Origin of the sequence: Sedimentitalea sp. (assembly GCF_039973035.1) — a bacterium.
Classification (GTDB): domain Bacteria; phylum Pseudomonadota; class Alphaproteobacteria; order Rhodobacterales; family Rhodobacteraceae; genus Sedimentitalea.
The window spans coordinates 1-10,606 of record NZ_JBDWLR010000103.1 but is presented as its reverse complement, the minus strand read 5'-3'; the positions used below and the strand labels follow the sequence as shown (position 1 = coordinate 10,606).

Sequence of the window (10,606 nt, the reverse complement as noted above, 5' to 3'; positions counted from 1 at the left end):
AATCGCATCGAGATCATGTTCGGCAGGTTGAAAGATTGGAGACGGGTCGCGACCCGATACGACAGGTGCCCGAAGGTCTTCCTCTCCGCAATCGCGCTAGCGGCAACCGTCATCTATTGGCTATGAGTCCTGACCCTAGAGTTACCCGCAGTTGGGTTGAACTTTGCTGAGGCAGAACGTATCATGAACATAAGGCCAGAAAATCAATCGATCAAAAGCTAGCAATCCTTAGTGATGCAGCGAAATATGATGCTTCATGTGCATCTTCGGGTTCCACCAGGCGGGATTCCCGCGATGGCAAGGGTTTGGGCTCGAACACCGGTGCTGGCATATGTCATTCTTACGCACCCGATGGACGCTGCATCAGCTTGCTCAAAATACTGATGACCAATTTCTGCATCTACGATTGCGTCTATTGCGTTAATCGCGTGTCTTCCAACGTGGAGCGCGCGCGGTTCTCCGTTGATGAGGTCGTGAACCTTACTATTGATTTCTACCGGCGCAACTACATCGAGGGGCTATTTCTGTCGTCTGGCATTATCCAATCGCCCGACAAGACGATGGAAGACATGGTGCGCATCGCACGGAAGCTCCGCGAGGAAGAAAATTTTCGTGGCTACATTCACCTCAAGACGATACCTGACGCGGCACCCGAACTGATTGCAGAGGCGGGGAGGCTGGCCGATCGGCTATCGATCAATGTCGAATTACCGACAGATCAGGCCGTCAAAGAATACGCCCCTGAGAAAAGCCCTGATCAGATCCGCAAAGCCATGGCTGACGTCAAGCTGCGCCTCACCGCCAGCAAGGATAAGAGCCATACCGGTAAGCGCCCACCAAAGTTCGCGCCCGCAGGTCAATCGACGCAGGTCATCATCGGCGCGGACGGGGCCAATGACGCGGCAATTCTTGGCCAGTCTACGCGTTTGTATGGGTCGTACGGACTAAAGCGTGTGTATTATTCTGCCTTCAGCCCCATCCCTGATGCCTCGGCGCGGCTTCCGCTGATCAGCCCGCCCTTGCGACGCGAACATAGGTTGTATCAAGCGGATTGGTTGCTTCGGTTTTACGATTTCCAACTTCACGAAATTGTCGACACATCACTCGCTGGGAACCTTGATCTGGAGATCGACCCAAAGCTTGCTTGGGCATTGGCCCACCGCGAAGCCTTTCCCGTAGACGTCAACACGGCGTCGCGCGAGAGCCTATTGCGCGTGCCGGGGTTTGGCGTGAAAACTGTCAATCGCATCCTTTCAACACGCCGTCACCGAAGCTTGCGCTATGAAGATATTTCACGGCTTGGTGTATCGTTGAAAAAAGCGCGTGTTTTCATCACGGCCGTAGGATGGACACCCGGCGCCTTGACCGACAGCGCTGATCTGCGCGGGATGTTCGCACCACCCCCAGAACAACTCAGCCTGTTCTGATGCAACGGATTATCATTCCGCGACTAGGCGCGGACAAAGCTTGGCGGGACGCCGCGCGGGCATGTCTGGCTGCAGGACTAGCGCCGCACGATGTGACCTTTGGTGACGCATCGGATGGCGGCCTGTTTGATGAAGTTGTTCAGCCACCCAGCATCGATGCCCACGACATCACGGTATCCAAATCTTTCATTTCGTTGGCGCGTTCAGTCGTATGGCACAGCGACAAAGACCGATTTGATCGCCTGTACACTTTTTTGCACCGCGCACAACGCGAGCGAAGGCTGATGCAAGACGGTGCTGACCCTTTGGTGCAGTCCTTGCGGAACATGGAAAAGGCTGTGCATCGCTGCCAGCACAAGATGAAGGCGTTTGTGCGCTTTCGCGAGATCGGTGATCCTAAGGCACCACGGCGTAGCTTTGCCGCGTGGTTTGAACCGACACACAACACCGTCGAGCCGACAGCGGCATTCTTTGCCAATCGCTTTGCGGATATGGATTGGCGCATTGTCACGCCTGGCGTGACCGCCATATTTGAAAATGGCGCGCTTCGATTTGCATTGGATTTGCCTAAGCCCGACCTGCAAGCTGACGCGCACGAGGATCTTTGGACCACCTATTTCTGCAACATCTTCAATCCTGCCCGTTTGAAGGTAGATGCAATGACATCTGAAATGCCCAAGAAATACTGGAAGAACCTGCCCGAGTCCGCATCAATTCCGCAACTGATTGCAGACGCTCCTGCGCGGGCACGTGCTATGGCTGATGCCGCACCGACCTTGCCGCCCGTGCGCACGGCGCGCGTGAAAGACGCGGCGACGCGCAGCACGCACTGGGACGGCCCGTCTGAAGGTATGGCCGCCGCGCTCTCAGCCTGTAAGAGGTGTACATTGCAGGCACAGGCGACGCAGGTCGTCGCCGGGCATGGGCCAGAGAAGGCTGACATCATGATAGTTGGCGAGCAACCCGGCGATCAGGAGGATTTGGTGGGCCTGCCCTTTGTTGGCCCTGCAGGGCAAATTCTTGACGAAGCAATGTCTCACGCTGAACTAGATCGCGCTGCGGTGTACCTAACCAACGCCGTGAAACATTTTAAGCACACGATACGAGGCAGGCGGCGCATTCATCAAAATCCAGATCGGGATGAGATTGAGAGTTGCAGGTTCTGGCTGGATTCAGAGATCGCGCGTACCAAGCCGAAGGTCATCGTTGCACTGGGCGCGACAGCAGCGTTTTCACTTACTGGCAGTAAGACCGCGATCAAGACAAGACGAGGCACCTTTGAAGTCGGCCGGTTTGGGCATCCAGTCTTGATCACCTTTCATCCTGCATATGTGTTGAGGTTGCCAAACCCTTCGGCGCAATCCGACGCCCGAAAAATTCTGATTCAGGATTTGGCATTGGCTGCGTCTTCTGTTCCTCGATTGGCGAGCCAATAGACAGAGAAAATGTTAGATGGGTCCGGGGCCATGCGGCGCTTGAACATCTCTCTGGCTAGGAAGGTGGTTTGAACCCATGGTGCGAGCGCAAATTCGGGCCGGTAGCGGAACCTGTGCGGTGCTATCAACTGACTAGAATCCAGCTCATACCTATTTCAATCAGAGCTTGGAACGAAGAAAAGTAATTCTCCATGGAACTTATTGCTGCCTCGGAAGTTGAACTCATGAAACGCAAGCAAAAGGATCGATTCAATGGAATATGGCATACTCGGACTTCTCGTTCTGATCGCTGACGTTTATGCGATCATCAACATTTTCTCGAGCCGTGTGTCTGTTGGCGCAAAGCTGCTCTGGACGCTCCTCGTTCTCATCCTGCCGGTACTTGGTTTTATCATCTGGTTCTTTGCTGGACCTCGTGGGAATGCAGCGGCCGCCTAAAACACCTCAACCACAACAGTCAACGATTGGCCCACAACTGCTTTGTGGGCCGCAGAAAACTTGATTCAAAAACCTGAAAGGAAAGAAAAATGAACTGGGACCAAATCGAAGGTAAATGGAAAGAAATGTCCGGCTCGGTGAAGGCCAAATGGGGCGAATTGACAGACGATGAAATCGCGGAAATCAATGGCGACCGCGAAGCGCTGGAAGGCAAGCTTCAGGCGAAATACGGCAAGACAAAAGAAGAAGTGAAAGCCGAAGTGGACGCATTTCTGGAAAACAGCTGATCGCAGATTTTCTGCGCTAAAGCAGCGGAAGCCGGGCCTCGGGCCTTGCCGAAACGACATCAGAAAACGCTAAAATAGGTTGGATCGCAATCTGGCGTGACATGCTGTTCGTTTCGAGAGGCTTCCGCACCAATCCACAGAGAAAGGCACATCATGACACGCAAGAAACCGGCCCCAGCGACCACAACTGATGCAGGCATTCGTGTCCAAAGTGATGAGCATTCGCTGACCATCGGTCCGGACGGCCCTATCGTCCTGAATGACCACTATCTGCTCGAACAGATGGCAAATTTTAACCGCGAGCGCATCCCTGAACGCCAGCCACATGCCAAGGGTTCCGGGGCGTTCGGCCATTTTGAAACCACGCAGGATGTCTCTCGCTTTACCAAGGCCAAGATTTTTCAACCCGGTGCAAAATGCGATGTGGTGATGCGATTTTCCACCGTGGCCGGAGAGCGTGGCAGCCCTGACACCTGCCGTGACCCGCGCGGATTTTCGGTGAAGATGTATACCGAAGACGGAAATTTCGACATGGTTGGCAACAACACACCGATTTTCTTCATCCGCGACCCGTTGAAATTCCAACATTTTATCCGCAGCCAGAAGCGGCGCGCCGACAACAATCTGCGCGACCACGACATGCAGTGGGATTTCTGGACCCTCTCACCGGAATCCGCTCATCAAGTGGCCTATCTGATGGGTGATCGCGGCATTCCAAGGACATGGCGCGAGATGAACGGCTATTCCAGTCACACATATTCGCTGATTAATGCCGATGGAGAAAAGTTCTGGGTCAAATTCCACTTTCACACCGATCAAGGCGACGGCAACGCATACCTCAGCCAGGACGAGGCCGATAAATTGGCCGGCTCTGATGGGGATTTCCACCGCCGTGATCTGTTTGACTCGATCGCGAAGGGCGACCACCCCAGTTGGACCTTGAAGTGGCAGGTAATGCCGTTTGAGGACGCAAAGACCTACCGGATCAACCCGTTTGACCTCACCAAGGTATGGCCTCATGACGACTATCCGTTGATCGAGGTCGGCAAGCTGACGTTGAACCGCAACCCGACGGATTTTCACACTGAGATCGAACAGGCCGCATTTGAGCCTAACAACATGGTGCCGGGCGTTGGACTTTCCCCTGACAAGATGCTGCTGGCGCGGGGCTTCTCCTATTCTGACGCGCACAGGGCGCGGCTGGGGGTGAACTACAAGCACATTCCAGTCAACAGCCCCAAGTCGCCGGTTCACAGCTATTCCAAAGACGGAGAAGGGCGAACGGTCAATGTGGCCGACCCGGTTTATGCGCCGAACTCCTACGGTGGACCGTCGGCGCAGCCCGAACCTCACGACGAGGCCGGTCTGTGGCACACCGAGGGCGACATGATGCGTCAGGCCTACACTCTGCGCGAAGACGACGATGACTGGTCGCAGGCTGGGGTTCTCATACGCGAGGTCATGGATGACTCCGCGCGCGAGCGTCTTGTGAGCAATGTGGTCGGGCATCTGACGGATGGCGTCAGTGAAAAAGTGCTCGTTCGGGCGTTTGAATATTGGCGCAACATTGATGGCGACATTGGCGACAGGATCGAAACCGGAGTGCGTGAAAAGCTTGGCGGCGCATCCGATGCGCCGGGCCTTGCCTCTGCCAAGAGCATTGGCGGCTAGTCTCTCAAATAGCGACGATCAGTCCGAGGCGGTACATTCCTGCACCGTCTCGGTTATTCGTTTTGGCTCTGCGACGGTCTTGCAGCCAATCCACGTGCCACAAAGCCCTTGGCCCAGCGATGCGTCGATGCCCCGAAACAATCGTGCAAAGAATCCGCCGCGATCACGCTGCCAAGTGACAAGCGACCAAGCAAACACAGTCCGTTGTTTGAATCCCCGTTGCGATTGACCAACGTTCCGTCGGGGAGGGTCTGTGCCCCGAACCCGTCATCGACGGGCGTGATCAGCCCACCCTCGACCGCGCACCTTATCAGTGGATCAATGATTTGTTCCAGATCGGGACTTGGCAGGACCGCATCAACCATAACCTGCGTGCTCAGCGCGTCGTCACCTTCAACCAGCCGCCATCCATCGGGATCCAGCATGATGTCGGGGTCGTCGACGGCCTGCAGACCGACCAATCCATCATCAATCAAGATCAACAATTGTTCGGAGGCAGAGACCGGCGGACCATAGCTGTAGCGCTTGAGGGCTTCGTCAAACCCGACGAGCGCAGTTGCCGCGTCGGAGGAAAGCTCGGCGCTATTCACGCCACTGCGGAGTTCGTTTTGCAGTTTGCGCCAAAGCTGACCGACCACATAGCCCACCGACGGGGGCACCCGATTGTGCGCCATTTCGATGGTTGTACGCAGAATGACCGATGTCTCCTGACTGTCCTGCGTGCCGGGGTCCTCGCGTTCCATCGCCAGCCATCGTTCAATCGTGGCCAGAGAATGCGGCACACCCAACGAGGCCAGGATGCGCGCCGTGGGCATGATGAGCGCGTCGCAAACGGTTTTCAGGACCTGCTTCGGCGGTTGAGTAACTGCCTCCGCAAGCGAAGTTTCAAACAGTGTCACCTCTTTCGGCAAAGGATCATACAGCGCATCAATTTCAGCGGTGGCCGGTTTGGGGGCAGGGGGCAGCCCATCGCGAGAAAATGGCAGGATTTTGCGCGGCTCGTTCCCCGACCTGACATAGCTGCCATCTTCAAACCGCCCGGACAGCCCAAGCGTCAATATTCGCAAAACATCGTGTGTCGACAGCCCCAGACCGCGCACCGCGACCTGTTTGTCGCGCCAATCGTGTGCTGCGCTCAACAGGGATTTGGCAGGGTACGCCGACACAAGGTTTAACGCGTTCTTCTGCGCATGATCCATCCAGCGTTGCAACTGCGGGTCTGGCTCTGTGGCGGGCTGACCGGGGCACAGCAGAACCTCATCATAGGGGCCTAATTGTTTGTCTGCAGTTGAAACCCACCACCCGTTGTCGTTCTGTCTGACTGCGCTCACGTTGACATCAGAGTGTGATGTGTCAAAAAACGCCTTCGTCACGTCACACAACGCCTTAAAACGCGCCATAAGATACGCACCGAGATCGCAGCGTGGCGGAAAGTCGTCCGGGTTATAATTTGCGCTGGACCACTTCGCAAAGGGCGCGATTTCGTCGCGAACGATGCGAGGTGGATCAATGTCGAGAACGCGCACGGGAATATTCAACAAGCAGAGCGCGCTTTCGTCGGGGTGAAAATTTGGCCCGGCCCCCAAGGCGTTGGTGGCATCAAAAATATCAACCTTAACACTGAATTTTCGATCTATCGCGTCTGCTGCAAGTGCCTCCAATGCACCCAAACCTCGCGGGCCCAATCCAACGATGGCGAGCGTTCGGTCATATACGTGATCTGTCATTCGTCAGGTCCTTGTGGGAGAGGGCAGGGCGCAGAGTGTCCGGTTCTCTTGCATAGCAACGTATTCAACAAAACTGAACATTGAGATCAGTTTGGCGACCTATAGCGTCACCATTCGGGGCGAGTTTGTGATGTCATGGCAATGACCGGCCACATTACACCATGCGGATCAGGTTCTTAGGCTGTTCTGTGCCAATCCCAACCCTTGCCATTGTCGCGCGAACCAATGATGCAACAAATGCTCAATTCTTCTTACAACGCTATAGGTCTGTTAAGTCACACTGATCGGTCTGTCGGCATCAATTAGAGGCATGCCTTACTACATCAAAACTTCAACCGGCCGTAACTTCACGAAAATCTCTTAGGGCTCGGGTCTCTCGTTAGCTAGCTTTGGTCCTCCGCTTCCCTCACTACAGGTGCGGACCACTTCAAGACGGCCGGCTCAGTGTAGTTTGACAGGATCATGTCGCTCCTACCGACAGTGGCACCTTGAAAGCAAAGGTCGTCGTTTCGTTTTCGCATGTCACCTCGATACGACCATTGTGAGAGAGGGCAATGCTCGACGCTATGTACAGGCCAAGCCCCAAGCCCTCTCCGCCCGCATGAGCGCCGCGCTGAAACGGGTTGATCAAGTTCTCTCGCAGTTCATCGGGCACGGCTTTGCCCTTATTGGCAACACTGATTTCGATCCCTTGTTCATCGATAAGGCCCCGCACCACTATGGGCGCACCCGGTGACCCGTAGCGCACGGCATTCGACAATAGGTTTGAGATGGCCTGCGCAACGCGCGGTGCGTCGCAGCTTACGGGCTGATCGAAAGACAGATCTAGTTGTATGTCCAGTTCTGGAGATGCCGCGCGTATCTCTTCGACAATTTGCATGATGGACGCCGCCAAAGGGGCGTCCAGAGTAGAGGAAATACGGATACCGCTCCCCAACCGAGCCTTGGCGTGCATCATCATATTATCAATGAGTTCGTTCATGCGATAGAGTGAGGAGCGCATCATCGGGACGATCTCTTGCGCCAGGTCGGTCAATTGCTCTTTCTCCAATAACCGAATTCCCGAGTAGAGCGCCGCGACCGGATTGCGCAGGTCGTGCCCAAGGACCGCGACGAACTCTTCTTGAACCTGCGCCATCTCACGTTCCTTGGCCACCAAGTGTTCCTGCGCCTCCAATCGTTCCTCGGTCTCAAGGCTTCGTCCGATGGCGTCAGCGAACATCTCTAACATCGCCACAACGCGCGGATGCTTCACGTCTCGCGGCTCTGTGTCTATCGCGCAGAGCGTACCAAAAAAACTGCCATCACTGCGGTGGATCGGAATCGAAGCGTAACTTACGACTCCGAACTTGGCAGCGATGGGATGGTTTCCATAGACGTCGTCTGTGGCGACGTCGTTGAAGAGCACCTTGTTTGAGGTTTTTTGAACTGACTGGCAAAAGGTCGATTGGATCGCGATTTCGTCACCTTCGGCCAAGCCGAAATTAACCTCGTCCACGGTTCGGCAGGCCACCCAGCGATCAGCTGTTACCCGTGCAACGGCTGCAAAACGCATGTTTGTCGCAAGCATGACCGTTTCGAGGATAGTGGCAACAAGATCGCTGCCTGCAAGCAACTGGATATCGGACTGGAAATCGTGCTCTCCAGCCATGTAAGCACCGTGGTCCTGCATGGTCGGCTGTACGGATGGGTTCTCGCTCATTCTTGTCTCCAAGTAATTGCTTCCATCCGGAACACCCAAATGGCGAACAATGGTAAAACGGGATCGCCTATCACGGTTTCGGTGTAAATATGAAAAAGGTCACTCTGATTTGCAATACCCACGGATGAAAGGAGAGTCGTCTTGCTCGCAGCCTATTCAGCTCCTTGCGCGCGCGATAATGCAAGTTTCGAATTCTCTGACCCATACGCGGATCGTCTCATACCTCACCACAATGCTGTGTTCGGTTAGTAAATCTTCATCGTCGCGCAGGCTGTGCGCAAAGCGATGGTGCCCCCCAGATTGCGCAGGAAATCACAGAACGAGGGAAGCGGTCGCCTTTAAGGCGCGACCGCCAAATTTTGCAGATCAATCGAAGCCGCTATCGACAGTCGGAAGTTTGGTCAACACGTCGACGATGCCGCGATAACTATTTGTCCGATCGGGACAGGGCCTGCCGTTCTGCTTCAATAACGCCCTTATCACGGGGCCGGGCGTCCGCGTAGAGCGCATCCAGCAGGCTTAGTGCATGGGTACGTGTCATGGTATCGGCACGAACATATTGACGGCACAAGGGAAAGGTCACTGCAAACAGACGTTCAAATGTCAGATCTTGGGCACGCACACGCTCACCCTGTACCGGGTCAAGCCCGCCCTGGTAGGTCATTGCTACAGTCAACGCTGCGGCAAGACGGTTCAGGCAGTCCTGGGCGGTATATGGATCATTCAGACCGGGCGATAGCGCACGCGCCGCCATCTCAACCAGTTGTTCTGCCAAGAATGTCGGGTTCTGGTTTTCCGTGCGGCTGGTGCCGACAGCATAGCAGGCCCTGATCGCGTCGATGTCCCTCTCGGTTAGATCATCTGCGGACCAGATGGCGAAGACCACAGTAGTGGTCGTAACGAAATCGCCGACATCGGGCTGCATTTGAATGAACAGATCATTGTCAGTCGCAAGGTTTCGTAACCGGTTCATGTTACAGGTTTGAATATAGCCGGAATTTGTCGCGGTGATTGTGCAGGTGGGAGAAGTCTTGTGCCAGTCCGACCCGGTATCATCCGGGCAATCCCGGTCAATTAACTCACGGATCATGATTTCAAGCCGATTACCCAGTCCCGCAGAAATTCGGCTGACATTTATGGTTTCTGGAACGTGGTGGATAAAGAAGATCAGGGTAAAAACGCATACCAAGGTTAAGACAAGCGCAAGCAAGAGCGAATATTGCGGCACAAACGCCTCGACGTCACCGTTGAGATCGTCCTGCACCGAGCTCAAAATAACAACGGCATAAACAAAGGTCGAAATCAGGATCCCGAGGCTCCACTGATTGCCACGGTCGCGCATGAAATTTCCGATAAGGCGGGGCCCAAAATTGCCGGAGGCAAATGACACGGCTACAAGTGTCATTGAAAACATGACTCCGGTGACGCCGATGATGGATTGCGCGATCACAGCGAGGGTTGACCGTGCGCCATCTGCTTGACTGTTTACAAACGTTGCAGGCAGCGAGATGGGCAGCACCTCTGGATTGAGGTCGATCCATTCGGTCAGCCAAGCCAGCAGCAATCCCACCAAAACAAGCAGGGACGGCAGGAACCAATAGCTGGCGCGGACATCTTGAACGAGCTTCCATAGCTGGGCGCGTTTTTCCATCTATAGCGCACCCGCAGCTTTACTAAAGTACCAGGCCATAGCGATGCTTTCCAATCATAAAGGCAGTATGATGCTATCAAACTCTTGGCCAAGCAACTGGTTCCAGAAAATCGAACGCAGGCGTCATTTAGGGTCAGGACTCATAGCCAATAGATGACGGTTGCCGCTAGCGCGATTGCGGAGAGGAAGACCTTCGGGCACCTGTCGTATCGGGTCGCGACCCGTCTCCAATCTTTCAACCTGCCGAACATGATCTCGATGCGATTG

At 54.9% G+C, this 10,606-nt stretch carries 10 protein-coding genes; 6 read left to right on the top strand and 4 right to left on the bottom strand.

Annotation, left to right across the window (positions count from 1 at the left end; genetic code table 11):
• The 6 genes from ABJO75_RS28025 to ABJO75_RS28000 form a co-directional block, all read left to right on the top strand.
• Nucleotides 1-126 (top strand): transposase (locus ABJO75_RS28025; protein WP_333483634.1); only part of this gene is annotated, 126 nt, incomplete at its 5' end.
• A gap of 80 nt (nucleotides 127-206) precedes the next feature.
• Nucleotides 207-1,427: a putative DNA modification/repair radical SAM protein gene (locus tag ABJO75_RS28020; protein ID WP_348124082.1), complete on the top strand. Its 1,221-nt coding sequence runs from the start codon at nucleotides 207-209 to the stop codon at nucleotides 1,425-1,427.
• Complete coding sequence (locus tag ABJO75_RS28015; RefSeq protein ID WP_348124080.1) at nucleotides 1,427-2,863, top strand: UdgX family uracil-DNA binding protein; 1,437 nt, start codon at nucleotides 1,427-1,429, stop codon at nucleotides 2,861-2,863. Before ABJO75_RS28020 ends, ABJO75_RS28015 begins: the two co-directional genes overlap by 1 nt.
• Before the next feature lie 252 nt (nucleotides 2,864-3,115).
• Nucleotides 3,116-3,301, top strand: coding sequence for a PLDc N-terminal domain-containing protein (locus ABJO75_RS28010; protein WP_348124078.1), 186 nt, complete (start codon nucleotides 3,116-3,118; stop codon nucleotides 3,299-3,301).
• A gap of 89 nt (nucleotides 3,302-3,390) precedes the next feature.
• Nucleotides 3,391-3,588: a CsbD family protein gene (locus tag ABJO75_RS28005; protein WP_348124076.1), complete on the top strand. Its 198-nt coding sequence runs from the start codon at nucleotides 3,391-3,393 to the stop codon at nucleotides 3,586-3,588.
• A gap of 153 nt (nucleotides 3,589-3,741) precedes the next feature.
• Complete coding sequence (locus ABJO75_RS28000; protein ID WP_348124074.1) at nucleotides 3,742-5,259, top strand: catalase; 1,518 nt, start codon at nucleotides 3,742-3,744, stop codon at nucleotides 5,257-5,259.
• 53 nt (nucleotides 5,260-5,312) lie between these two features.
• On the opposite strand, the gene ABJO75_RS27995 is transcribed toward ABJO75_RS28000, so the two are convergent.
• From ABJO75_RS27995 to ABJO75_RS27980, 4 genes are all read right to left on the bottom strand, one after another.
• The gene (locus ABJO75_RS27995) at nucleotides 5,313-6,986 is read right to left on the bottom strand and encodes an FAD/NAD(P)-binding protein (RefSeq protein WP_348124072.1); all 1,674 of its coding nucleotides are present in this window, start codon (nucleotides 6,984-6,986) and stop codon (nucleotides 5,313-5,315) included.
• A 460-nt stretch (nucleotides 6,987-7,446) separates the two neighbouring features.
• Entirely contained in the window at nucleotides 7,447-8,688 is a 1,242-nt protein-coding gene (locus ABJO75_RS27990; protein WP_348124070.1) for a GAF domain-containing sensor histidine kinase, read from the bottom strand.
• Between the two features lie 427 nt (nucleotides 8,689-9,115).
• Nucleotides 9,116-10,339, bottom strand: a complete 1,224-nt coding sequence (locus ABJO75_RS27985; RefSeq protein WP_348124068.1) for a DUF2254 domain-containing protein — start codon at nucleotides 10,337-10,339, stop codon at nucleotides 9,116-9,118.
• Nucleotides 10,340-10,479: 140 nt separating this feature from the next.
• Nucleotides 10,480-10,606, bottom strand: a 127-nt coding sequence (locus ABJO75_RS27980) for a transposase (RefSeq protein ID WP_333483634.1), incomplete at its 5' end; no start/stop codon positions are given.